This window comes from Aeromonas sp. FDAARGOS 1415 (assembly GCF_019048365.1).
GTDB classification, from domain to species: domain Bacteria; phylum Pseudomonadota; class Gammaproteobacteria; order Enterobacterales; family Aeromonadaceae; genus Aeromonas; species Aeromonas taiwanensis.
Window position 1 is genome coordinate 452,732 of sequence record NZ_CP077363.1, and the last position, 23,288, is coordinate 476,019.

Genomic DNA, 23,288 nt, shown 5'->3' on the forward strand with positions numbered 1-23,288 from the left:
CCCATGACGAAAGCCCGGATCCTGGTCCGCCCCCACCCCAGCTATGTGGCAGGGACCGCAGACCCTTACCATTTTCTCTATCGCATCGAGATAGAGAACCTGGGTCCGGGCACGGTGCAGCTGCTGCATCGACGCTGGCTCATCACGGACGCCAATGGCAAGATGCAGGAAGTGGAAGGGCCCGGGGTCGTCGGTGAACAACCCCTGATCGCCCCAGGCGAGACCTTTACCTACCAGAGCGGCGTGCCGCTCGCCACGCCGCTCGGCGTGATGGAAGGCAGTTACATCCTGCAAGATGAATCTGGCCAGCAATTCGAGGCGCCCATCGCCCCCTTCACACTGGCCATTCCAAACATTATCAACTGAGGTTTCATGGCGAACTGTTTCGTCGGCGATATCCAGGGCTGCTACGACGACTTGCGCCGCCTGCTGGATCTTGCCGAGTTCGACTTCGATAACGACGTGCTCTGGCTGTGCGGTGATCTCGTCGCCCGCGGCCCGGACTCTCTCAACACCCTGCGCTTCGTCAAGTCACTGGGACACCAGGCCGTGACCGTGCTCGGCAACCACGACCTGCACCTGTTGGCCGTGGCCCACGGGGTCGCGCCCCTCAAGAAGAAGGACAAGCTGCAGGAACTGATGGAAGCACCGGATCGGGACGAGCTGCTGGAGTGGCTGCGCCACCGGCCGCTGCTGGCTGAGCATCCCGATCTCCCCATCATGATGATCCACGCCGGTCTCTCCCCCGCCTGGGATGCCCACACCGCTCGCAGCTGTGCGCGGGAAGTGGAGACCCTGCTGCGCGGGGATCAGTACAGCTGGCTGCTGCACAATATGTACGGCGACCAGCCGGACAGCTGGGACGAGGGTCTGCTGGGGATAGAGCGCTACCGCTACATCATCAACAGCTTCACCCGCATGCGCTTTTGCTACTTCGATGGCCGGCTCGACTTCAAATGCAAGAAGGGCCCCACCGAATCGACCCCGGGCCTGCGCCCCTGGTTCGAGCAGCGCGAGCACCATGTGGATGACCCCATCCTGGTGTTTGGCCACTGGGCGGCACTGATGGGCAAGACCGGCAAGGACGACATCAAAGGGCTGGATACCGGCTGCGTCTGGGGCAACAGTCTCACCCTGTGGCGCTACGAGGACGACGCCCTGATAGCGACGCCCTGCCCTGTCTATGCCAAGTAAGGATCTGGGCCTAGCCAGCTGGGCCTGACGCTCCGGCACAATCACAGGACTCCCGCCTAGCCTTTGCCAGGCAGCAAACACCAGTCAGGGGCGAAGAAAACAAGACGGGCCCGGCATCACCGGGCCCGTCTTGTTATCACAACCCACAAGGCTATAGCCTGCGCCCCAGCCGCTTCTCAATCTGGCGCCGCTCCCACTCGGGGCCGAACAGCCTGAACGGCTGGAACAGATTGATGGCGTGGGAAGCCAGCCCCAGCCCCCACCCCAGCATGGGCCACCAAGCCCAGATGTAGTCCGGATTGCTCAGGTAGTTGATGACGAAGAGCCCCCCTATCACCAGCACATAGCTGATGAGGTGGCCATAGAAGCCCCGCAACCCCTCCACGAACTTCATCGCCTCCCGCTCATCCCGCGCCACTGACACAGCTTCCCGACCGTCCACTTCGTTTCCTCTCATCTCGCTCTCCTGCAGTTGGGTCACATCGAGCTCGAAGACGGCGGCCAGGGCCTTGAGGGATTCCAGTCCGGGTGACTGTCCCTGCTCTATCCGCTGGATGGTGCGAACGCTCAGGCCAGTCAGGGTCGCCAGCTGTTCCTGGGACCATCCCCGTTGCAATCTCAACTTCCTGACGATCATCTTGTGCTCCTTGTGGTGATTGACAGGACCAGCATAGGGACAGAGCCGAACGAGAGACACGACAGAGGGCCGACACTTAGCTGACTTGCTTTTAAAATCAGACAATTAGGATTGTGCACAGCCGATCTTTCGTCCATGAAACCAGACAGGGCCAGACCTGCCATGCGGGGTCTCGCCGCAAAGCGGATCCGGCCGAGCATCCAGCCGGGCGACCCGGCATGGGAACGAAACAGGTCCAAAGGGCTGGTCTACAGCCCCTGCATCAGCTCGGCGCCGATCTCGAAGGAACGCAGCCTGGCCTGATGATCCACGATGGGCCCGTTGAACATCAGTTCGTCAGCCCCGGTTTCCGCCAGCAGGGCCTTGAGACCGTGGCGTACCCGCTCCGGATCCCCCACCAGGGAGCGGGCCAGGGTCTGCTCCATCGCCATCAATTCCCGGGGGGACCACTCCTCCCCCAGCGCCTGCACCGGCAGCGGCAGCTTGCCGGCATCCCCTCGGTAGAGGCGTAGGAACTGCTGCTGTACCGTGGTGAACTGGAAGCGGGCCTCCCGTTCGCTGTCGGCGGCGATCAGGTTGACGCAGACCACTGCATAGGGCTTGGGCCAGCGAACCGAGGGGCGATACTGGGTGCGGTAAAGCTCCAACGCCTGGAGCAACAGACCGGGGGCAAAATGGGAGGCAAAGCCGAACGGCAGCCCCATGGCTGCCGCCAGCTGGGCGCTGTAGAGACTGGAGCCCAGCAGCCAGATGGGGACGTGCAGCCCCTGGCCAGGTACCGCCTGGACGGCGCCGATCTCGTCCCCGAAGTAGCCCATCAGCTCGCGCACGTCCGCCGGGAAATCGTCCACCTCGCCACTGCGCTGCCGGCGCAGCGCCTGCATGGTGCGCTGATCGCTCCCGGGAGCGCGGCCGAGGCCGAGATCGATACGATCCGGGTAAAGGGAGCTTAGCGTGCCGAACTGCTCGGCAATCACCAGCGGCGAATGGTTCGGCAACATGATGCCACCGGCACCGATCCGCAGAGTGGAGGTGCCCCCCGCCAGGTGACCGATGAGCACCGAGGTGGCGGCACTGGCGATCCCTGGCATGTTGTGGTGTTCCGCCAGCCAGTAGCGGTGGTACCCCCAGCGCTCCGCATGCCGGGCCAGGTCCAGAGAGCGGCGAAACGACTCGGCCGGCCATGAGCCCTCGGGAACGGGCACCAGATCCAGTACGGAATAGGGAACGACAGACATGGGACACTCCTTTGATTCACAGGGCATTTGCCAGTGCAGCAATGTAGCACGAGATATCTGAATGAATCACGTGACCGGAGCAGGCTGGCAAGACGTTCCCGAGCGGTCCACTCGTCGGTACGCATTCACTATGCGCTGTGTAAAGAGGTCACTAAGGCCTCATTCCATCCCATCAGGCCCTATGCTTTTTGTCATTAAGCGAGCACACTGATAGGCGATCATGACCGCGATCGCCGGAGGACAAGGACCCGTCCATGACAAGCACACAACTCAGCCGCAAACCCTTCTACGTACACATTGCCACCCTTTTCATCCTGCTCTTCTCCGTGTTGGGAGGGGCCCTCATCCTCCTGCAGTTCCAGCAGGGCATGCAACAGGGGCTGGCGCACGAACGACAGAGTTTCCAGCACTATCGGGAGCAGCTGGCGCTGGCCATCACGCTGAACCAGCGCCCCGCGCGCATGTCACTGAGCCTCTTGCGCAGCGGTCAGCTCTCTGCCATGCCGGACCTGGAGGCACGCCTCGCCTTTCTGCCCCAGCTGGCTGAAGTGCTGGCCAACAGCAGCAGCTATGGCGCCATCTATGTGGGTTATGACAATGGTGATTTCTTCCTGGTGCGCAAGCTGACCGAACGGGCGAAAGGGGCGCTGGACAATCCGCCCGCCGAGAGCCGTTTGCTGGTCCAGAGCCTGAGTCAGGGTCGGGGGGAATTTCTCTATTTTGATCAGCGCCAGCGGCTGCTGGAGCGACGCCCCATGCCGGAGTACCGCTTCGATCCCCGCGATCGCGGCTGGTACAAGCAGGCACGCTGGAACACCGGCATCATAGTGACCCACCCCTACCTCTTCTTCACCACCCGGGAGCCTGGCATGACCCTGGCGGTGGAGAGCGATGACCGCCGGGCAGTGATCGGGCTGGATGCCGGTGTCGAGGGGCTCTCCTCCCTCATCGGCGAGCTGCCCCTTCCCAGCCACAGCCAGCTGGTGCTGTTCGACGAGGCCGGCACCCTGTTGGCCACGGACCCGAAACAGTTGCCGAGCTTCGACCAGCTGAGCCGCCTGCCCATGTTGACGGCACTCAGGCATCCCGTCCTGGCCCTGCTGCAGCAGGAGATGGCGAGCCAGCCCACCCTGCTGCACAACCCCTCCGAGCTGACCCTGAGCACCGACAAGGGGGAGGACTGGCTGATCAACCTCTCCTCCCTCGGGGAAGGCTCCCCCTTCTATCTCGCCCTGCTGGTTCCGGCGAAGGTGCTCACCGCCCCGGCTCGCCAGGATGCCCTGCACAACCTGGCCTGGGCATTCGCCGGCTTGCTCCTGCTGCTGCCCGTCATCTGGCTGGTGGCCAGACGGACGGCCACCCCCTTGCTGGCTCTGACCGCAGAGGCCGAGCGGATCCAGCAATTCGACTTTGGCCAGAGCAAGGAGCCCGGCTCGGCCATCCGGGAGATAGACGATCTCGCCCGCGCCATGTCCAGCATGCGGCTGACCCTGGGCAACTTCATGAGCATGGGACGGGCACTGACGGCCGAACACCGCTTCGATTCCCTGCTGAGCCGCATCCTGCATGAAACCGTGTCCGCGGCCCAGGCGGAAGGAGGCGCCCTCTACCTGGCGCAGAAGAAGCAGATGCAGGCCGTTCAGGCCATCTGGCAGGGGCAGCCGCTGCCCTGCGAACAGGTGATCTGGCAGGATACCCTGCTCGCCGGCCTCTATCACACGGAGCGTCTCAACCTCCGCCTCGATGAGGAGCAGTGGAACCGCTGCCTCGTGGGCTGGGGCCCCTTCCCCGGCCCTTGCCAGCTGCTGGTCGAACCCCTGCACAACCACCGCCAGGAGCTGATCGGCAGCCTGCTGCTGGTGTTGCCGGACTGCTCCCCCCGGGAGCTGGTTTCACGCATCAGCCTCATCGAGGCGCTGGCGGGCATGTCCGCCTCCGCCATCGAAAACCAGCGCCTGCTGGAAGAGCAGAAACAGCTGCTGGAGGCCTTCATCGAGCTCATCGCAGGCGCCATCGACGCCAAGAGCCCTTACGCCGGCGGCCACTGCCAGCGCGTCCCCGAACTGACCAAAATGTTGACGGAGGCGGCCTGTGCACAGCAGCAGGGGCCCTTCAGGGACTTTAACCTCAACGACGAGGAGTGGGAGGCCATTCACATCGCGAGCTGGCTGCACGACTGCGGCAAGGTGACCACCCCGGAGTTCGTGGTCGACAAGGCCACCAAGCTGGAGACCATCTACGACCGGATCCACGAAATCCGCACCCGTTTCGAGGTGCTCAAGCGCGATGCCCACATCGAGGCGCTGGCGGCCAGACTGCCGGCCTCGGAGCGGCAGGCGGCCGAGGAGGCGCTGGCATCCCACTGGCAAACCCTGGATGAGGAGTTTGCCTTCGTGGCCGAGTGCAACCTGGGAGGCGAGTGGATGGCGCCGGAGAAGCTGGCCAGGCTGGATGCCATCGCCAAACGTAGCTGGCTACGCACCCTGGACGATCGCCTCGGCATCAGCCAGGAGGAGAGAAAGCGCCATCCAGGCCCCTCCCCCCTGCCCTGCCGCGAGCAGCTGCTCGCCGACAAGCCGGTTCACCTCATTCCCCGCCCGGACCAGGACAACCTCGCCCGCAACAACCCCTGGGGCTTCAAGGTCAGGGTGCCCACCCACCTCTACAACCGGGGGGAGCACTACAACCTCGCCATCGGCCGCGGCACCCTTACCGAGGAGGAGCGCTACAAGATCAACGAGCACATCATCCAGACCATCCGCATGCTGGAGCGCCTCCCCTTCCCCCGCCACCTGAGCAAGGTGCCCGAAATAGCCGGGGGTCATCACGAGCGGATGGATGGCACCGGCTATCCACGCCAGCTGCAGGGGGGGCAGATGAGCATTCCCGCCCGCATCATGGCCATCGCCGACATCTTCGAGGCGCTGACCGCGAGCGATCGCCCCTACAAGTCGGGCAAGACTGTCTCCCAGTCCCTGGGCATCATGCAGAAAATGGTAGAAGAGCAGCACATAGACCCGACCCTGTTCGCCCTCTTCATCGAGAGCGGCGTCTGGCGCGACTATGCCAGGCGTTTCCTCGCCCCCGAGCAGCTCGACGAGACGGCCTGCCAGTCCCTGCTGGCAGAGGCACACTAGCCTTCACCGCCGTCCATAAAAAAAACGGTCAACCTGGGTTGACCGTTTTTTCTTAAAGCACTGCCTCTTAGAACAGCAGATGGGCCACACCGGCAATCACCGGCAGGGTGATCAGGGTGCGCAGCAGGAAGATCACGAACAGCTCCCACAGTTTGACCGGGATCTTGCTGCCCAGCAGCAGGGCGCCCACTTCCGACATGTAGATGAGCTGGGTGACCGACATGGCGGCGATCACGAAGCGGGTCATCTCGCTCTCGATGGTGGAGGCCAGCACCGCCGGGATGAACATGTCGGCGAAGCCCACCATGATGGTCTTGGAAGCGGCTTCCGCCTCCGGCAGTTGCAGCAGCTCCAGCAAGGGGACGAAGGGGGCCCCCAGCCAGTTGAAGATGGGGGTGTGCTCGGCCAGCATCAGGGCACAGGTACCCACCGCCATCACCACCGGCAGCACGCCAAACACCATGTCCAGGGCATTCTTCACCCCTTCCCGCGCCACGGCGCCGAGATCCGTCATGCTGTCGGCCTTGGTCAGGGCCCGCTCATAGCCATAGCTCAGCACGCTGTGCTGATGGGGGATCGCCTCCTGCTTGCGGCACAGGGGAGTACCGTCGCTGTAGACATCCTTCTTCCAGGAGAGCGGCGGCAGGCGCGGCACCACGATGGCGGCCACCACCCCGGCCAGGCAGACGGTCAGGTAGAAGGGCACGAACATGTGCTCCAGCTTCACCTGGGAGATCACCACCAGGCAGAAGGTGATGGAGACGGCAGAGAAAGTGGTGCCGATGACGGCGGCTTCCCGCTGAGTGTAGAACTTGCCTTCGTACTGTTTGCTGGTGAGCAGGATGCCGACGCTACCATCCCCGAGCCAGGAGGCGAAGCAGTCCACCGCAGAACGGCCCGGCAGGCGGAACACGGGGCGCATGATGCGGGTCATCATGGTGCCGACAAACTCCAGCAGACCGAAGTCGAGCAACAGCGGCAGCAGCAAGCCGGCGAAGATGAATACCGAGAACAGCACCGGCAGCAGATCGTGCAGCACCAGGCCGCCGGTCGCGCCGGAACGCAGCACCTCGGGGCCAACCTCGAAGAAGGTCAGCAGCACGAAGATCCCGCCCAACACCCGCACGCAGGCCCAGAAGGGGGAGACGTTGAACAGGCTGTTCAGGAAGGGGCGACGCACCAGGATGGCCGGCTTGAACAGCCAGGCGACCAGGGTCATCAGCATGGTGGTGGTGATGATGGCGCTGACCATGGCAACCAGATGATCGGCAAACACCGTCTGCACCAGCTTCGCCAGCACGGCGACGGGGATGGTGACATTGCCGTCGTAGAGGACCGGGGTCATGAACAGCAGGATCCCGATCAGCGACGGGATCAAAAACATCAGCACGTTGCGGCGAGTACGGATCGCCGGTGCCTCCAGGGTCTTTTCCAACATGATAAAACCTTAAATGTGACTTTTCCTTCAGCCAGGCCACCTGCATATCCATGCTCTTGCCCGGCAAGCGGGCGCAAGAATAACGTAAAAAAGTGCACAAACAAGCTTTTTATACATTACTTCAAGCATAAATATTTTATCAGGCAAACCATCCATAAGAACAAACCAAAACAGTCATGCATATCAATTCATTTTTATTGGTTAGCATAATGTTTCAAGGAGGTTAAGTTCAGGAGCGCAGTATAATCTGCAGCCGCAGGCAGGCAATAAGAGAGATGAAAAATATATCTATAGGGTGATCCCGTCGATCCTCCCATAAAAAAACCGGAGCCTCTCGGGGCTCCGGTTTCGTCACTGAAGCGATACTCAATCGCGGACGTAGATGACTTCGACGCCGTCGTCATCCTCGTCGTCCCAGTCATCATCGTCCAGGCCATCATCGAAAGCCTTGGACGCCGCCAGGGCATCCGCCTCGGCCTGGGCCAGTTGGTTCTTGTGGTAGTCGTCCCACTTGAACTCCACCTTCTCGATGGCGGCCTTGGCATCGGCATCCAGCTGACGGGGCATGGTGTCCAGCAGATCCAGGATGTCGTAGCACACCTTCTTGGTGCCTTCCTTGCTGATGGCGGTGATGGCGTAGACCGGGCCCTCGTGGTTCAGGGCGGCCTTGACGCGCTCCATCACCTCGCCCGCTTCCTCTTCCAGGATGAGGTCCATCTTGTTGAACACCAGCCAGCGCGGCTTGCTCGCGAGCTCCGGGCTGTATTTCTCCAGCTCCCGGACTATGGTCACGGCATTTTCAGCCGGATCGGAGCCATCTACCGGGCAGATGTCCACCAGGTGGATCAGAACGCGGCAACGCTCCAGGTGCTTGAGGAAGCGGATCCCCAGACCGGCCCCCTCGGCAGCCCCTTCGATCAGACCCGGGATGTCGGCAATGACGAAGGAACGGGAGTTCTCGCCACGCACCACGCCGAGGTTCGGCACCAGGGTGGTGAAGGGGTAGTCAGCGACCTTGGGACGGGCGGCGGAGACGGCGCGGATGAAGGTGGACTTGCCCGCGTTGGGCAGGCCCAGCATGCCGACGTCCGCCAGCAGCAGCAGCTCCAGCTTCAGGGTACGCACCTCACCCGGGGTACCGTTGCTCTTCTGGCGCGGGGCCCGGTTGACGGAGCTCTTGAAGCGGGTGTTGCCAAGGCCGTGGAAGCCGCCCTTCGCGACCAGCAGCTTCTGATCGTGGCAGGTCAGATCCCCCAGCAGCTCGCCGGTGTCTTCGTCGCTGGCACGGGTACCGACTGGCACGCGCAGGATCTTGTCCTTGCCACGACGGCCGGTACAGTTGGCGCTCTGGCCATTCTCGCCACGCTCGGCGGCATGGAAACGCTCGAAGCGGTAGTCGATCAGGGTGTTCAGGTTTTCATCGGCAACCAGATACACGTCGCCGCCGTCGCCGCCGTCACCGCCGTCCGGGCCACCGTTCGGGATGTACTTCTCGCGGCGGAAGCTCACACAACCGTTACCACCGTCACCGGCATCGACTCGAATCTGGACTTCATCAACAAACTTCATAGGTAACCGTCACCTTAATTCGAAAAACCGATACGCAATTATAGTGATACGGGCCCCTTCGGGCGAGACGCATCTGGCCGATAGAGCCTGCCTGCGCCAGCTCATCCGCGTGCCGTTTTTTCGTCAAACTCATCAGAAAAACAAAAGCCCCGCCAGGTGGGCGGGGCTTCGGATCCTTGCGGTCCGTAATTACTCAGCAACGATGCTGACGTACTTACGATTCTGCGGACCTTTAACTTCGAACTGCACTTTACCATTCGCGGTAGCGAACAGAGTGTGGTCCTTGCCCAGACCAACGTTCTCACCAGCGTGGAACTTGGTGCCGCGCTGACGAACGATGATGCTGCCAGCCAGAACTGTTTCGCCGCCGAAACGCTTCACGCCCAGGCGTTTAGCTTCAGAATCGCGACCGTTGCGGGATGAACCGCCAGCTTTTTTGTGTGCCATCTATCGGACTCCTCTAATTAAGCGCTGATGCCAGTGATTTTGACTTCAGTGAACCACTGACGGTGGCCCGCTTGCTTACGGTGGTGCTTACGACGACGGAACTTGACGATAGTCACTTTCTCGCCACGGCCGTGAGCCACAACTTCAGCCACAACCTTGCCACCTTCAACGAAAGGAGCACCTACTTTGAAAGTGTCGCCTGCAGCAACCATCAGTACTTCGTTGAAGTCGATGGTAGCGCCAGTCTCAACGTTCAGCTTTTCCAGACGAACGATTTGACCTTCGGCCACACGGTGTTGTTTTCCGCCGCTTTGGAATACCGCGTACATTTGATTAACTCCGTAAAGGCGTGTCTTTTGCTCAAGGCCAGACACGCGCAAAAACCTATAACAATGGGCGGGCATTCTACGCAGAACGATTTGCCGAGGCAAGGCCAATTTAGCAAAAAGTTTATTTTGTGCGCATATCCCTCGCCGTGAATAAACGCTTAACTGTAACCCATTGTGAAATCGTGTAGAATCCCCGGCATTGCTAAAAACGCAGTAAATGCTGCCGTCACGTTACGAGACTTATGGACCAACAGACTATCCGTGCGCTCTGTGCCGCCGACATGACGGCGGTCAATGAACTGATCCTGGCAAGACTCCAGTCCGATGTCAGCCTGATCAACCAGCTGGGTTTCTATATTGTCAGTGCCGGTGGCAAACGGATGCGCCCCATGCTGACCGTGATGGCGGCGCGCGCCCTGGGCTACGAGGGTGAAGATCACCTGAAGCTGGCCGCCATCATCGAATTCATTCACACCTCCACCCTGCTGCACGACGACGTGGTCGATGAATCCGACCTGCGCCGCGGCCGGGAAACCGCCAACGCCCTGTTCGGCAACGCTGCCAGCGTCCTGGTGGGTGACTACCTCTATAGCCGCTCCTTCCAGATGATGAGCGAGCTCTCCAACCTGAAGGTGATGGAGATCCTCTCCGATGCCACCAACACCATCGCCGAAGGGGAAGTGCTGCAGCTGATGAACTGCAACGACCCGGATACCACGGAAAAGAGCTACATGACGGTCATCTACTGCAAGACCGCTAAGCTGTTCGAGGCCGCGACCCGCCTCGCCGCCGTGCTGACCCATCAGCCCGCCCCCGTCGAGCAGGCCATGACCGACTACGGCAAGTATCTCGGCACCGCCTTCCAGATCATTGACGATGTCATGGACTACTGCTCCCAGAGCGAAGAGATGGGCAAGAACGTGGGCGACGATCTGGCCGAGGGCAAGCCCACCCTGCCGCTGTTGCGCGCCATGGAAGTGGGTACACTGGAAGAGCGCCAGCTGGTACGCGACGCCATCGAGCACCGCAACGGCATGGATCACCTGGAACGCATCCTAGCCATCCTCGACCGTACCGGTGCCCTCGAATACTCTCGCCAGCGGGCCCGGGAAGAGGCCGACAAGGCCATTGCCGCCCTCGCCATCCTGCCGGACTCCCAGCACAAGCAGGCACTGGAAACCCTGGCCCACATGGCGGTACAGCGCAGCGCCTGAGTCGAATTTCCGAATCCACTAAAAAAGAGGCCATTGGCCTCTTTTTTCATTCTCTATCGCCGGGGTGGCTAGTGGCCGAGTGCCCAGAGGATGACAGCCCCTGCCACCACCAGGCAGCCGCCGATGCGGCGCAGCTGTTCAGGTGGCTGATCGCTCAGCATCCGCAGCATCTGCTGCCAGGCCTTGGGGGCCAGCAAGGGACCCAGTCCCTCGAACAGCAGCAGCAACCCCAACCCCATCAGGATGGATGTCAGCATCCCCCCTCCTCACAAGAAATGCCTCACAATGGAAAAGGGCCTGAATGCTCAGGCCCTTTGCTATCACCATTCGGTGTTTACTGCTTGTCCCCGTTAGGCGACTTGAGGTAGCGGAAGAACTCGCTGTCCGGCTTCAGGACCATGAGGTCATTGCCACTGGCGAAGCTCTTGCGGTAGGCCTCCATGCTGCGCACGAAGCTGAAGAACTCGGGGTCCTTCTTGTAGCTGTCAGCGTAGATCCTGGCGGCTTCGGCATCCCCTTCACCGCGCAGCTGGCGGGCGTTACTCTCGGCGTCGGCGATCATGACGGTCACCTTGCGATCGATGTCGGCGCGCAGGATTTCGGCCTGCTCGCGACCCTGGGAGCGGTGCTCACGGGCCACAGCGGTCCGCTCGGCACGCATCCGCTGATAGATGGAGCTGGAGACTTCCACCGGCAGGTTGATCTGCTTGATCCGCACATCCACCACCTTGATGCCGAGCTCGGAGGAGCGCGCCATCTTCATCAGGGCATCTTCCATCACGGTGCTGCGCTCGCCGGAGACGATGTCCTTGATGGTGCGGTTACCGATCTCGGAACGCAGGCCGTTGTTGATCTTGCGCTTGAGCAGGTCTTCGGCCTGGATCTTGTTGCCACCACCGGTCGCCAGGTAGTACTTGGAGAAGTCCTCGATCTTCCACTTCACGTAGGAGTCGATGATGAGGTCTTTCTTCTCGGAGGTGACGAAACGATCCGCCTGGCCTTCCAGCGTCTGGATACGGGCATCCATCTTGCGCACCTGGTCGATGAGCGGCACCTTGAAGTGCAGGCCCGGCTCATACAGACGAGGCTCACCGGAATCCACCCGCTTCACCTTGCCAAACTGCACCACTATCCCCTTCTGGCCTTCATCGACGATGAAGACGGAAGAGAAGCAGACCATGGCGGCCACAGCGATGACACCAATAGCTATCTTCTTCATCTATCAGTTTCTCCCTGTGCTGAAACGATCACCGCCACGCAGCGGGGTCGGTGTGGAATTGGCCCCTTCGTTGGACGGCTGGGCTGGCTCGACGGCAGGGGTGCTCGCCGGACGCGCCGGTTGCACGGCATTCGCCTTGCCGGAGAGCTTGTCCAGCGGCAGGTAGATCATGCTGTTGTTGCCAGCCGGCATGTCCACCAGGACCTTGTTGGCCTGCTGATAGAGCTCTTCCATGGTTTCAAGGTAGATACGATCGCGGGTCAGCTCCGGGGCAGCCTGATACTGGGGCAGCAGCTCGTTGAAGCGAGCGACCTCACCCTTGGCCTTCAGCACGATCTGGGACTTGTAGGCTTCGGCTTCCTGCTCCAGGCGCTTGACCTGGCCGCGGGCCTTGGGCTCCACTTCACGGGCATAGGCTTCCGCCTCACGAATGAAGCGCTGTTCATCTTCCTGAGCGGAGATGGCGTCATCGAAGGCGTCCTTCACCTCTTCCGGTGGACGAGCCGGCAGGAAGTTGACGTCCACGATCTGCAGACCCATGTGGTAGGGCTCGATGATGCTGTCGATCACCTGCCAGGTCTCCTGGCGCACCTTCTCACGACCCGTGGTCAGCACGTCGTCCATCTTGGTGTGACCCACCACATAGCGCAGGGCGCTGTCGGTCGCCTGGCTCAGGCTCTCGTCGGCATTGGTCACGCTGAACAGGTACTGCTCCGGGTCGACCACGCGATACTGCACGTCCATCTCGACCCGCACCACGTTCTCGTCCTGGGTCAGCATGAAACCGGAGGCCGGCAGGGAGCGCACGGACTCCACATCCACCGGGATCACCCGATCGATGAAGGTCGGCTTCCAGCGCAGGCCCGGATCCACGTTGTGGGAGTACTCGCCAAAGCGCAGCACCACGCCCCGCTCGGCTTCGCGAATGGTGTAGAAGCCGCTGACGACCCACACCACCACGGCCACCACCAGGGCGATGGAGAGGCCAAACTTGCCCACGTCACCACCACCGGATTTGCCACCACCGAGCAGACCGCCGAAACGACGGCTCACCTTGCGCAGCATCTCGTCCAGATCAGGGGGGCCCTGATTCTTGCCGTTGTTCCCCCAGGGGTCACGGTCTTTGCCATTGTTACCAGGCTCATTCCAAGCCATCAGCGTCTCCATTAATACATGCGGATGGATATCATCTCTATCGGGCCATCTCTCGTCGATGAAACCTGTAAACATTCATCGTCATCGACGAATCAATGCCTGATAAAGCGTTGTAAACTCTCACCTTCTTGTTTCATGAGGCGGTTCCAGTCGGCCAGTTGCAGGCGGACTTCCAGGACGAAATCCCCCTCCTCGCTGAAACCTTCCTGCTCGATGCCCTTCAGCCGATAGAGCGCACTGCGCAATCTGGCGGCCGACGGCGGCAACTGCAGGGTGTGATGGACCATGGAACCGGCCAGCAGTTCGGTCAGGGCCAGGAAAAGGTATTCGCTGCCTTCGCCGGTCTGGGCCGACAGCCAGACTCGCACCGGGCGACCCGCCTCGTCACGCTCCAGGCCGGCCGGACGATCGCTCAGCTTGTCAATCTTGTTGCAGATCATCAGCTGAGGACGGTCATCCGCCTCGATCTCGGCCAGGACTTGCTGGACCGAGTCGATATTCTCCTGCATCTGTTCATCGGCGCAGTCCACCACGTGCAGCAGAAGATCCGCTTCGCGGGTCTCCTGCAGCGTCGCCTTGAAGGCCGCGACCAGATCATGGGGCAAGTGCCGAATAAATCCAACTGTGTCCGCCAGGATCACATCACCCACATCCTGGATCACCAATTTTCGCAGGGTGGGATCCAGGGTTGCGAACAACTGGTCGGCAGCATACACGCTGGCATCTGTAAGTTGGTTGAACAAAGTGGATTTTCCGGCGTTGGTGTAACCCACCAGGGAAACGGTCGGTACCTCGTTGCGGTTGCGGGCACGACGCCCCTGCTCCCGCTGCTTGGCCACCTTGTCGAGCCGGCGCAAAATCGCCTTGATGCGTTCACGCAGCAGGCGGCGGTCGGTTTCAAGCTGGGTTTCACCCGGGCCGCGCAGGCCGATCCCCCCCTTCTGACGTTCAAGGTGGGTCCAGCCTCGCACCAGGCGAGTGGAAAGATGGCGCAACTGGGCCAGTTCGACCTGCAACTTGCCTTCGTGAGTACGGGCGCGCTGGGCGAAGATATCGAGGATGAGGCCAGTCCTGTCCACCACCCGGCACTGGAACAGACGCTCCAGGTTGCGCTCCTGGGCGGGGGTCAGGGCATGGTTGAAGATGACCACGTCCGCATCCAGCATCTGGACCTGGGACGCGATCTCTTCCGCCTTGCCGCTACCGACAAAAAACTTGGCGCTGGGCGCGCTGCGACTGGTGGTGATCACCCCCAGTGCATTGACCCCGGCCGAGCTCACCAACATCTTGAGCTCGTCCAGATCCTCCCGCTCACCCTCATCGCTGAAGTTGACATGTACCAGAACGGCCTGTTCACCAGCTTCGTAACGGTCAAACAAGCGCTTGCTCCTTGACAGGTATCATGATGGATCTGTGTTGGCGAGTGGGCTCGCCGCGGGATATCACGCCTCGGCTTCACCCTGCTCTTCACCGGCAGCGCCCTGGGCGTGCTGATGATGGTTGACGGCACGGGCCGGCACCACGGTGGAAATGGCGTGCTTGTAGACCATCTGGCTCACGGTGTTCTTCAGCAGAATGACAAACTGGTCAAACGATTCGATCTGACCCTGCAGTTTGATGCCGTTCACCAAATAGATAGAAACAGGAATCCGCTCACGGCGCAGCGCATTCAAAAACGGGTCTTGGAGAGATTGCCCCTTAGCCATCTTTCTTTTCCTTATAGTTTGTTGTTTTTAAACACCGGATATTCAATATAACAACCTGATTATACAGGAGTGTCAAGCCGCACCGGCTCGGGCGACGACCCTGGCCAGATTGCCAGACTCACCAGATTCCAACCAGGTCACATCAGACCAACCGCGCAACCAGGTCATCTGACGCTTGGCCAACTGGCGGGTGGCAACAATTCCACGATAACGCATCTCATCATACTCCACTTCCCCCGCCAGGTAGTCCCACATTTGGCGGTATCCCACGCAGCGAATGGAAGGAAGTTCCGGGGTGAGATCCCCCCGCTCGTAAAGCGCCCTGACCTCCTGCTCGAAGCCGCTTCCCAGCATCTTGTCGAAGCGCTGCTCGATACGCTGGTGCAGCACGGCGCGATCCTGGGGGGCGATGGCAAACTGCAGCACACGGTAGGGCAGCCCCTCCCCCTGCACCCGGGTCAGCTCGGTGAGGGTCTTGCCGCTGATGCGGTAGACCTCGAGCGCCCGGCTGAGCCGCTGCGGGTCATTGGGGTGTATGCGGGCGCCGGCTACCGGGTCGATGCGTACCAGCTCGTCGTGCAACGCCTGCCAGCCAAGGCGCGCCGCCTCCTCTTCAATGCCGGCACGAATGGCGGGGTCGGCGGAAGGCAGCGGGGAGAGCCCCTCCAGCAGCGCCTTGAAATAGAGCATGGTGCCGCCCACCAGCAGCGGAATACGGCCACGGTCGGCGATCTCCTTCATCTCGCGCAGGGCATCCTTGCAAAAATCCGCCGCCGAATAGCTCATGGCGGGATCCAGGATGTCGATCAACCGGTGCGGCGCCTGCGCCAGCTCGGCCGGCGTCGGCTTGGCGGTGCCGATGTCCATGCCGCGATAGATGAGCGCGGAATCCACGCTGATGATGTCGCAGGGCAGTGCCTGGCACAGTTCGATGGCGAGATCCGTCTTGCCGGAGGCCGTCGGCCCCATCAGAAAAATTGCAGTCGGCAAGTCAGCCACGTGAAAAACTCCCCTTGCATGGTCGCCACCCTGGCGGCGCACCTGCAAAAAACTGGTTTATGGGTTCAAGAGGGGGCCCCCCCCTCACTTGCCATCGGCGAACTCGGCCAGCACGCTGGCCAGCGGCAGCGGGCGCACCAGGCGCGCGTCTGCCAGTTGGTCACTGAAATCGGCAACTAGTTCCGTCAGCAATCGGTTTGCCGTGGCAAAATCATATATTTTATCGGCACTTATGCCCTGTTCTACCAGCCATTGGCATAGTACCCCAGCCTGCGCATCCGCATCACTGTCAGATCCGCTCTCGACCAGCTGCAGCAATTCGGGTAAGAGGCGGGCCAGATCGGTCTGGCGCAGCAGGGCCGGTACCCGAGTCAGGATCATGGTGTCGCGCCCCCCGCTTTTCAACTCCAGCCCCATGCGTTTGAGCAGGCGATCCCGCTCTTCCACCAGGGCGACCAGGTTTTTCGGCAGCTTGAAGGAGACCGGCAGCAGCAAGGGCTGGGCCGCCAGCCCCTGACCCCAGGCGTCCAGCAGCCAGTGGCGCAGCAGCAGGCGCTCCGCCCGCACCAGGGAGAGCAGCGCCAGCTGACCGCTGCGCTCCAGCAGCAGATAAGCCTGCTCCACCAGTGTCAAAGCACGCCACTCCCCGGGCTGCCCGCTCGGGGCGGTGCCCGGGACAGTGCTCGGCGTAGTGCCTGGCGTGGAGCTCGCGAAGCGCTCTGGCGCCTCGGTCGCCGGCGTCACCTTGGGCAAGGTGGTGAGCAGGGCGCCCATGCCACGCATCGCTGCCCGGCTCGGGGGCTCGGGGGGCTGGTAGTTGCCCCCGCGCCCGGCCCCTTCTCGTACGGCGCCCCCCTCTCTCGTCTGGGCGGGGGCCCGATAACTATGTTCGGCACCGTACCACTCGGTACGCGGCGCCTGACCGGGGTAAGTGACCTCCGGGCTGCCCGGCAGCTCGACCAGGGTCTCGGCCAGCGGCTCCTCCCGGGTAACGCCTTCCCGGCGCAGGGCGGTAAAGAGCGCCTGGAAGATGAAGTCGTGGATGAGGCGCGCCTGATGGAAGCGCACTTCGTGCTTGGCCGGGTGGACATTCACATCCACCTGGCGCGGATCCAGCTCGATGTAGAGCACGTAGGCCGCGAAGCGATCGGCGGGCAGCAGCTCGTCATAGGCCTGGCGGATGGCGTGATTGATGAGCTTGTCGCGCATCATGCGGCCATTCACATAGGTGTATTGCAGATCGTTCTGCGGCCTGGCTCCTTCCGGGGTTGCCAGCCAGCCCCAGAGCCGCACGTCGCTGTGCTCGCTCGATACCGCCAGGGCGTGGTGCATGAAGGGGGAGCCACAGACGGCGGCGAGGCGACGCTCCTGCTCGGCCACCGTGTTGGCGGCCTTGTATTGGCGCACCACCTTGCCGTTGTGGCGCAGGATCAGGGTGGCATCGAAGCGGGAGAGCGCGATGCGGCGCACCAGCTCGTCGATGTGGGCAAACTCGGTCTTTTCGCTGCGCATGAACTTGCGCCGCGCCGGGGTATTGAAGAAGAGGTCCACCACCTCCACCGTCGTGCCCACAGGGTGGGCCGCCGGCTTGATGGTGACGCTCATCTCGCGCCCCTCGGCCTGGGCCTGCCAGGCTTCGGCCTGCTCCGCCGTGCGGGAGGTGAAGGTCAGTCGGGAGACCGAGCTGATGGAGGCAAGCGCCTCCCCGCGAAAGCCGAGGCTGTTGATCCCCTCCAGATCGTCCAGGGTCGCGACCTTGGAGGTGGCATGGCGCGACAGCGCCAGCACCAGTTCATCCCTGGCGACGCCGCAGCCGTTGTCACGGATGCGGATGAGCTTGGCCCCGCCCTTGTCGATGTCGATTTCCACCCGGTCGGCACCCGCATCCAGGCTGTTCTCCACCAGCTCTTTCACCACGGACGAAGGCCGCTCCACCACCTCGCCGGCGGCGATCTGGTTGGCCAGGATAGGAGGCAATATACGGATCGGCATCGCTGACTCCTGAGCGTGGATCTGGGGAAGCGGGTTCCTTTGTCCGGCCATCTCCCGCAGCAAGCTGGCGGACCAAGCTCGGCGGCACTATGGGGAGCGACATCACCCGCTCGCGAGATGAAGCCTGGGGAAACCCGTGGCGTTCATGGCTTAAGAGGTGCCGCGCCCACGGTGCCACTGGCACTGATGGGCGCAACACTCATATGGCACTATTTTTGCGGGATGTAGAGCACCTGCCCTATCTGGATGTCCCGTGACTTGAGCTTGTTGATCTCCACCAGCCGCGCCTGGCTCACGCCGTGCTTCTCCGCGAGGCGGGAGAGGCTCTGGCCCCGAGTGACCACGTGGCGGATCATCTTGCTCTTGTCGTTGCTCTGGCTGCTGGCGGCCGGCGCGCTCGGCTCCTTGGCCGCCACCTTGTAGGGTTTGATCACCCCGGCGCCGGAGGCGCTGCCCACGCTGCTGACCGGGGCACCGCTATCGCCGACGCGATATGGCTCGGTCGCCGGCATCCGGTTGGTGACAATCTGCTGTGCTGGCTGCGCGGCCGGTTTGCTGGCGGCCACCGGCTTGCTCGCGGGCGCCGGGCGGCTAGTCGCCTGTGTGGAGGCGACCTGCCCCTTGCCGGTCAGCACGGGCCCCTTGGTCGGGTGGCTGCGGTAATAGGCGCGGATCCCCTCGAAGATGGCGCGGGCCAGCTGATCCTGATAGCTGGCAGTGGCCAGCAGCTTCTCTTCCGCATGGTTGGAGATAAAGCCCGTCTCCACCAGCACGGAGGGGATGTCCGGCGCCTTCAGCACTGCCAGGCTGGCGTGCTCGGGGGCCTTCTTGTGCAACCGGGCCACCCGGCCCATGGAGCGCAGGATCTGGCGGCTCACCTCATAGCCTTCGGCCCTGGACTTGTCCATGGAGAGATCGAGGAAGGTCTGCGCCAGATAGGGGTTGGGATCGGATTCGGCCAATACCTTGCCGACCCCGCCCAGCAGCTCCCCCTGCTTCTCCTGCTTCTCGAGCCAGCTGCCCATCTCGCGGTTGGCGCGGTTGGTCGACAGCACCCAGACGGACGCGCCCCGGGGTGTCGAGTTGTGGAAGCTGTCGGCGTGGACCGATACCAGCAGATCCGCCTTGGCCTTGCGGGCAATCTCGGATCGCTTGTTCAGATCGACGAAGTAGTCGCCACGACGGGTCAGCACGGCACGCATGCCGGGCTCGCGGTCGATCAGGGCCGCCAGCTTCTGCGACACCGACAGGGTCACCCGCTTCTCGTAGGTACGGCGCGGGCCGATGGAACCGGGATCTTCCCCCCCGTGGCCCGGGTCGATGGCGATGACGACGGCCTTGCCTTGTCCCCCGACGGGCGCGGGCTGGGCCGGGGCGCTCCCCTTCTCTTCATAGGGCAGATCGATCACCAACCGGTGACCGTAGGGGCCCGCCGGCGCCAGCGGGAAGACCACAGGCTTGATGGCGGAGTCGAGATCCAGTACCAGGCGCAGGCTGCCCTTCTCCAGCGGCGTGCTCTCGCGGATCTTGCGCACCAGCTCGCTCTTGTTCTCGATGCGCGTCAGGTTGGCGGCATTGCTGGCACCCTTGAGATCGATCACCAGGCGATTCGGGCCGGTCAGGGTGAAGTAATTGAAATTGGGGGCGCTGCTCATGTCGAGCACCACCCGGGTGTTGTCCGGGGATGGCCACACCCGCACACTCTTGAGCTGATTCGCCCAGGCAGGCAGGGCCATCAGGGAGAGAAGAAAGACAAGGATCACGCGCACTGAGATGACAACCGTTCCAGAATGGCTTCGCCGATAGCAGTGCGGGCCGCGATCAGGGCCTCGCGCTGCTCGTTTACATATGTCAGGGTGATCTCGAGATCCGGGGCGGGCAACCAGCCTTCCCCTTTCTCCGGCCACTCCACCAGGCAGAGGGTATCGGCGCCGAAATAGTCGCGGATACCCATGAACTCCAGCTCTTCCGGGTCAGCCAGTCGATAGAGATCGAAGTGATAGACCTGCCACTGTGCCAGTTCATAAGGCTCGACCAGGGTATAGGTCGGACTCTTAACCTTGCCTTGATGGCCGAGCCCTTGCACCCAACCGCGGGTCAGGGTGGTTTTGCCGGCCCCGAGGGCACCGTGCAGAAAGACAGTGGTCGCCTGCTGGCACGCCTGCGCCAGACGGCCCCCCAGAGCCACGGTTGCTGCCTCGTCCGGCAGTGTCATCATCAACGTTTTTGCCATGTTCTTCTTGTTACTAGTTACAGTGTCGGATTGACCAGACGACGGATCCAGGGCAGCAGATCCGATGCCAGCATGCCCCTCTCCCCCTCGGCGGCGGCCAGATCGGCAGCCTCCCCGTGGATGACGGCCCCCAGTCGGGCGGCTGTCCCGGCGGTCCAGCCCTGGGCCAGAAGGGCGGCGATTATACCAGACAAGAGGTCCCCCATGCCGCCGCTGGCCATACCGGGGTTGCCTTCGTCGCAGAGGCTGATGTGCCGGCCATCGCAGATGAGCGACCCGGCCCCCTTGAGCAGCACCACGCCACCGTAGCGCCGCTGCAGCCGCGAAACGGCGGCGAACCTGTCCCCTTCGACCTCGGCGATGGTACAACCCAGCAAACGGGCCGCCTCCCCCGGGTGGGGGGTAAGCACCCAATTATCCTGATGACGGGGGGCCTGCGCCAGCCAATTCAATCCATCGGCGTCCAATACCAGCGGATCCGGGGTCGCGATCAGGCGATCGAACTGCGCCCTGGCCCACTCATCCTGGCCGAGTCCGGGTCCGAGCACTCGCACCGAGGCCCACGCCTCGTCCATGCCGTCCGGGCACCCCATCAGCTCGGGTTGCACCAGGCTGGCCGGGGGGGCGTCCGGGTGCTGGCACAGGCGCACCAGGCCCGCTCCCGCCCTCAGACAGGCCTGTCCCGCCAGCAGGATGGCCCCCTGCATCCCCAGGTTGCCCCCTACCAGCTGCACCCGGCCGTGGCGCCCCTTGTGGGCGGAGCGGGCACGAGGGGGCAACAGTGCCTTGAGACGGGGGTAGTCGATGCGCCAGGCGGCGGGGGGGACGCCGTCCTCCACCGTGACCCCGAGGGGGTCCCAGTCGAGGTGGCCCACGCCGTCCACTCCGTCGGCGGTGAGCATGCCCTGCTTGATGCCGATAAAGGTGAGAGTCCGGGTGGCGCGAACCAGGGCGCCCATGGCGCGGCCAGTGTCGGCATTGAGCCCGGAGGGCAGATCCACCGCCAACACGGGGGCGTTCAAGTCGTTGATTGTTGCGACGATCTTTGTCATTGAGGAGGAGAGGGGGAGCTGGACACCGGTGCCAAGCAGTGCATCTATCACCAGATCCGGCGATGGCAGCGGCGCCTGCGCCAGTTCCTCCACCATCATCACGCCGCCCCCCGCCGCCAGCCACTCCTCGGCCGCCCGTCTGGCGTCGCCGCGAAGCAGGTCGGGCGCCCGGCATGCGATCACAAGGGGCTCGAGGCCAAGGCGCCTGGCAAGGCGGGCCAGGACATAGCCATCCCCTCCGTTGTTGCCAGGGCCGACGAAAATCCACCAGTTGCGGCTCTCGGGCCAGTGGTGGCAGGCATAGCTGCACAAGGCGGCGCCGGCGCGCTCCATCAGCACATAGAGGGGCAACCCCTCGCGCGCGGCCCAGCGCTCCTCCATGCTGCGGATCTGCTCGGCCCGCCACAGGGGTTGTGCTAGACTCTCCCACTCATTTTTGCGGATAGCGTCCCCGAACACCTGTACCATGACGGCCTCCAACCTTCCTCATCCCATGACCCGGCACAGACGGCGCACCGGCCGGCCGGCAGGCGCCGCAGCATGATGGCCGCCGAACTCGCACAACTGGCCCAAGATATCAAGCTCTGGGCGCGGGAGCTAGGATTTGACCAGGTCGGAATCACAGACACGGACCTCGCTCTGGAAGAGCCCAGGCTGCAGGCCTGGCTGGATGCAGGCCATCACGGCACCATGGACTACATGGCGCGCCACGGCATGATGCGGGCCCGCCCCTTTGATCTGCTGCCGGGTACCCTGCGGGTGCTGTCGGTGCGGATGAATTACCTTCCCTTCGAGGCCGGCTTCGCCGCCACCCTGAAGGATCCTACCCTGGGCTACATCAGCCGCTACGCCCTCGGCCGCGATTACCACAAGGTGCTGCGAAACCGGCTCAAGCAGCTGGGGGAGCGCATCGAGCGGCGCTGCGCCGAGCTGTTTCACACCACCACAGCTCCCATGGGCGAGTGGCGCCCCTTCGTCGACTCGGCCCCCATCCTGGAACGCCCGCTGGCGGCCAAGGCCGGGCTTGGCTGGGTGGGCAAGCACTCACTGCTGCTCAACGAATCCGCCGGATCCTTCTTCTTCCTGGGGGAGCTCCTCGTCAGCCTGCCGCTGCCCCTGGATGCCCCGGTGGAGAAGGAGCAGTGCGGCAAGTGCGTGGCCTGCATCAACATCTGCCCGACCGGGGCCATCGTCGCCCCCTATGTGGTGGACGGCCGTCGCTGCATCTCCTACCTCACCATTGAGAACGACGGCCCCATCCCGGAAGAGTTCAGGCCGCTCATGGGCAACCGTATCTATGGCTGCGACGACTGCCAGCTCATCTGCCCCTGGAACCGCTACGCGGACGCGAGCCCCGAACCCGACTTCAGCCCCAGGCCCAACCTGCACCGCCCTCCCCTGATTGACCTGTGGGGCTGGAGCGAGAGCGAGTTTCTGAAGCACACCGAGGGCAGCCCCATTCGCCGCATCGGCTACCAGCGCTGGCGCCGCAACCTGGCGGTCGCCCTCGGCAACGGGCCGGCGACCCCGGAGGTGATGGCCGCCCTGCAACAGGCAAGGCCCGGGGCCGAACCCATGGTAGCCGAGCACATCGACTGGGCCCTGGCCACCCTGGCCAGGCGCCAGCAAGATGAGAATAAAAAGACTCGTTTGCTGATCCGCTGCATCGAAAAAGGTCTGCCGGATCACGCATAGACGATCTGACCCTTGTCGGATCGCAGCCATTTTT

21 protein-coding genes are annotated in these 23,288 nt (G+C 62.9%); 5 read left to right on the plus strand and 16 right to left on the minus strand.

Annotated elements, in window-relative coordinates; genetic code table 11:
* Positions 1–3 precede the first annotated feature (3 nt).
* Together apaG and I6L45_RS02150 are read left to right on the plus strand one after the other, a co-directional pair.
* Positions 4–366 (plus strand): Co2+/Mg2+ efflux protein ApaG, encoded by a 363-nt coding sequence (gene apaG, locus I6L45_RS02145; RefSeq protein WP_043758284.1) that lies wholly within the window; start codon positions 4–6, stop codon positions 364–366.
* A 6-nt stretch (positions 367–372) separates the two neighbouring features.
* On the plus strand, positions 373–1,194 hold the full coding sequence (locus I6L45_RS02150) for a symmetrical bis(5'-nucleosyl)-tetraphosphatase (protein ID WP_216983331.1): 822 nt from the start codon (positions 373–375) through the stop codon (positions 1,192–1,194).
* A gap of 151 nt (positions 1,195–1,345) precedes the next feature.
* Here I6L45_RS02150 and I6L45_RS02155 read toward each other — a convergent pair whose 3' ends face one another.
* Positions 1,346–1,831, minus strand: a complete 486-nt coding sequence (locus tag I6L45_RS02155) for a 2TM domain-containing protein (protein ID WP_134695495.1) — start codon at positions 1,829–1,831, stop codon at positions 1,346–1,348.
* 248 nt (positions 1,832–2,079) lie between these two features.
* The gene (locus tag I6L45_RS02160) at positions 2,080–3,069 is read right to left on the minus strand and encodes a luciferase-like monooxygenase (RefSeq protein WP_134695496.1); all 990 of its coding nucleotides are present in this window, start codon (positions 3,067–3,069) and stop codon (positions 2,080–2,082) included.
* A gap of 254 nt (positions 3,070–3,323) precedes the next feature.
* On the opposite strand from I6L45_RS02160, the gene I6L45_RS02165 reads away from it, so the two are divergent.
* Positions 3,324–6,206: an HD domain-containing phosphohydrolase gene (locus tag I6L45_RS02165; RefSeq protein WP_216983332.1), complete on the plus strand. Its 2,883-nt coding sequence runs from the start codon at positions 3,324–3,326 to the stop codon at positions 6,204–6,206.
* A gap of 67 nt (positions 6,207–6,273) precedes the next feature.
* Here I6L45_RS02165 and I6L45_RS02170 read toward each other — a convergent pair whose 3' ends face one another.
* From I6L45_RS02170 to rplU, 4 genes are all read right to left on the minus strand, one after another.
* Complete coding sequence (locus tag I6L45_RS02170; protein ID WP_216983333.1) at positions 6,274–7,644, minus strand: YjiH family protein; 1,371 nt, start codon at positions 7,642–7,644, stop codon at positions 6,274–6,276.
* A gap of 366 nt (positions 7,645–8,010) precedes the next feature.
* Positions 8,011–9,213: an Obg family GTPase CgtA gene (cgtA, locus tag I6L45_RS02175; RefSeq protein WP_216983334.1), complete on the minus strand. Its 1,203-nt coding sequence runs from the start codon at positions 9,211–9,213 to the stop codon at positions 8,011–8,013.
* A gap of 189 nt (positions 9,214–9,402) precedes the next feature.
* Positions 9,403–9,660, minus strand: coding sequence for a 50S ribosomal protein L27 (rpmA, locus tag I6L45_RS02180; RefSeq protein ID WP_010673199.1), 258 nt, complete (start codon positions 9,658–9,660; stop codon positions 9,403–9,405).
* Between the two features lie 17 nt (positions 9,661–9,677).
* Complete coding sequence (rplU, locus tag I6L45_RS02185) at positions 9,678–9,989, minus strand: 50S ribosomal protein L21 (RefSeq protein ID WP_005304210.1); 312 nt, start codon at positions 9,987–9,989, stop codon at positions 9,678–9,680.
* Between the two features lie 242 nt (positions 9,990–10,231).
* Between rplU and ispB the strand changes: the two genes are divergently transcribed.
* Complete coding sequence (ispB, locus tag I6L45_RS02190; protein WP_216983335.1) at positions 10,232–11,203, plus strand: octaprenyl diphosphate synthase; 972 nt, start codon at positions 10,232–10,234, stop codon at positions 11,201–11,203.
* A gap of 68 nt (positions 11,204–11,271) precedes the next feature.
* Here the strand turns inward: ispB and I6L45_RS02195 are convergent, their stop codons facing one another.
* The 10 genes from I6L45_RS02195 to I6L45_RS02240 form a co-directional block, all read right to left on the minus strand.
* Positions 11,272–11,460 carry a DUF2065 family protein gene (locus tag I6L45_RS02195; protein WP_134696409.1) on the minus strand — a complete coding sequence of 63 codons (189 nt, stop codon included), beginning with the start codon at positions 11,458–11,460 and terminating at the stop codon, positions 11,272–11,274.
* Between the two features lie 77 nt (positions 11,461–11,537).
* Positions 11,538–12,422 carry a protease modulator HflC gene (hflC, locus tag I6L45_RS02200; RefSeq protein WP_043758249.1) on the minus strand — a complete coding sequence of 295 codons (885 nt, stop codon included), beginning with the start codon at positions 12,420–12,422 and terminating at the stop codon, positions 11,538–11,540.
* A gap of 3 nt (positions 12,423–12,425) precedes the next feature.
* Positions 12,426–13,577 carry an FtsH protease activity modulator HflK gene (hflK, locus tag I6L45_RS02205; RefSeq protein WP_043758246.1) on the minus strand — a complete coding sequence of 384 codons (1,152 nt, stop codon included), beginning with the start codon at positions 13,575–13,577 and terminating at the stop codon, positions 12,426–12,428.
* A gap of 92 nt (positions 13,578–13,669) precedes the next feature.
* The gene (gene hflX, locus I6L45_RS02210) at positions 13,670–14,956 is read right to left on the minus strand and encodes a ribosome rescue GTPase HflX (protein WP_043758245.1); all 1,287 of its coding nucleotides are present in this window, start codon (positions 14,954–14,956) and stop codon (positions 13,670–13,672) included.
* Positions 14,957–15,019: 63 nt separating this feature from the next.
* On the minus strand, positions 15,020–15,283 hold the full coding sequence (gene hfq, locus I6L45_RS02215; protein WP_005304228.1) for an RNA chaperone Hfq: 264 nt from the start codon (positions 15,281–15,283) through the stop codon (positions 15,020–15,022).
* Positions 15,284–15,355: 72 nt separating this feature from the next.
* A complete protein-coding gene (gene miaA, locus I6L45_RS02220; protein ID WP_254204363.1) occupies positions 15,356–16,273 on the minus strand; it encodes a tRNA (adenosine(37)-N6)-dimethylallyltransferase MiaA in 918 nt (305 codons plus the stop codon).
* A gap of 93 nt (positions 16,274–16,366) precedes the next feature.
* A complete protein-coding gene (gene mutL, locus I6L45_RS02225; RefSeq protein ID WP_216983336.1) occupies positions 16,367–18,274 on the minus strand; it encodes a DNA mismatch repair endonuclease MutL in 1,908 nt (635 codons plus the stop codon).
* Positions 18,275–18,483: 209 nt separating this feature from the next.
* Positions 18,484–20,043 (minus strand): N-acetylmuramoyl-L-alanine amidase, encoded by a 1,560-nt coding sequence (locus I6L45_RS02230; RefSeq protein WP_216983337.1) that lies wholly within the window; start codon positions 20,041–20,043, stop codon positions 18,484–18,486.
* Positions 20,034–20,507 carry a tRNA (adenosine(37)-N6)-threonylcarbamoyltransferase complex ATPase subunit type 1 TsaE gene (gene tsaE / locus I6L45_RS02235; protein ID WP_043758231.1) on the minus strand — a complete coding sequence of 158 codons (474 nt, stop codon included), beginning with the start codon at positions 20,505–20,507 and terminating at the stop codon, positions 20,034–20,036. Before tsaE ends, I6L45_RS02230 begins: the two co-directional genes overlap by 10 nt.
* A 17-nt stretch (positions 20,508–20,524) precedes the next feature.
* Positions 20,525–22,027, minus strand: a complete 1,503-nt coding sequence (locus I6L45_RS02240; protein ID WP_216983338.1) for an NAD(P)H-hydrate dehydratase — start codon at positions 22,025–22,027, stop codon at positions 20,525–20,527.
* Between the two features lie 72 nt (positions 22,028–22,099).
* Here I6L45_RS02240 and queG point away from each other — a divergent pair, with 72 nt between their 5' ends.
* Entirely contained in the window at positions 22,100–23,254 is a 1,155-nt protein-coding gene (gene queG, locus I6L45_RS02245; protein ID WP_216983339.1) for a tRNA epoxyqueuosine(34) reductase QueG, read from the plus strand.
* Positions 23,255–23,288: the final 34 nt, after the last annotated feature.

Coding starts and splice junctions, on each gene's coding strand:
- apaG (WP_043758284.1), top strand. CDS start 4: ATGACGAAAGCCCGGATCCTGGTCCGCCCCCACCCCAGCTATGTGGCA.
- hflK (WP_043758246.1), bottom strand. CDS start 13,577: ATGGCTTGGAATGAGCCTGGTAACAATGGCAAAGACCGTGACCCCTGG.
- tsaE (WP_043758231.1), bottom strand. CDS start 20,507: ATGGCAAAAACGTTGATGATGACACTGCCGGACGAGGCAGCAACCGTG.
- hflC (WP_043758249.1), bottom strand. CDS start 12,422: ATGAAGAAGATAGCTATTGGTGTCATCGCTGTGGCCGCCATGGTCTGC.
- I6L45_RS02165 (WP_216983332.1), top strand. CDS start 3,324: ATGACAAGCACACAACTCAGCCGCAAACCCTTCTACGTACACATTGCC.
- rplU (WP_005304210.1), bottom strand. CDS start 9,989: ATGTACGCGGTATTCCAAAGCGGCGGAAAACAACACCGTGTGGCCGAA.
- rpmA (WP_010673199.1), bottom strand. CDS start 9,660: ATGGCACACAAAAAAGCTGGCGGTTCATCCCGCAACGGTCGCGATTCT.
- I6L45_RS02155 (WP_134695495.1), bottom strand. CDS start 1,831: ATGATCGTCAGGAAGTTGAGATTGCAACGGGGATGGTCCCAGGAACAG.
- I6L45_RS02240 (WP_216983338.1), bottom strand. CDS start 22,027: ATGGTACAGGTGTTCGGGGACGCTATCCGCAAAAATGAGTGGGAGAGT.
- I6L45_RS02195 (WP_134696409.1), bottom strand. CDS start 11,460: ATGCTGACATCCATCCTGATGGGGTTGGGGTTGCTGCTGCTGTTCGAG.
- mutL (WP_216983336.1), bottom strand. CDS start 18,274: ATGCCGATCCGTATATTGCCTCCTATCCTGGCCAACCAGATCGCCGCC.
- ispB (WP_216983335.1), top strand. CDS start 10,232: ATGGACCAACAGACTATCCGTGCGCTCTGTGCCGCCGACATGACGGCG.
- cgtA (WP_216983334.1), bottom strand. CDS start 9,213: ATGAAGTTTGTTGATGAAGTCCAGATTCGAGTCGATGCCGGTGACGGT.
- I6L45_RS02160 (WP_134695496.1), bottom strand. CDS start 3,069: ATGTCTGTCGTTCCCTATTCCGTACTGGATCTGGTGCCCGTTCCCGAG.
- I6L45_RS02150 (WP_216983331.1), top strand. CDS start 373: ATGGCGAACTGTTTCGTCGGCGATATCCAGGGCTGCTACGACGACTTG.
- queG (WP_216983339.1), top strand. CDS start 22,100: ATGATGGCCGCCGAACTCGCACAACTGGCCCAAGATATCAAGCTCTGG.
- hfq (WP_005304228.1), bottom strand. CDS start 15,283: ATGGCTAAGGGGCAATCTCTCCAAGACCCGTTTTTGAATGCGCTGCGC.
- I6L45_RS02170 (WP_216983333.1), bottom strand. CDS start 7,644: ATGTTGGAAAAGACCCTGGAGGCACCGGCGATCCGTACTCGCCGCAAC.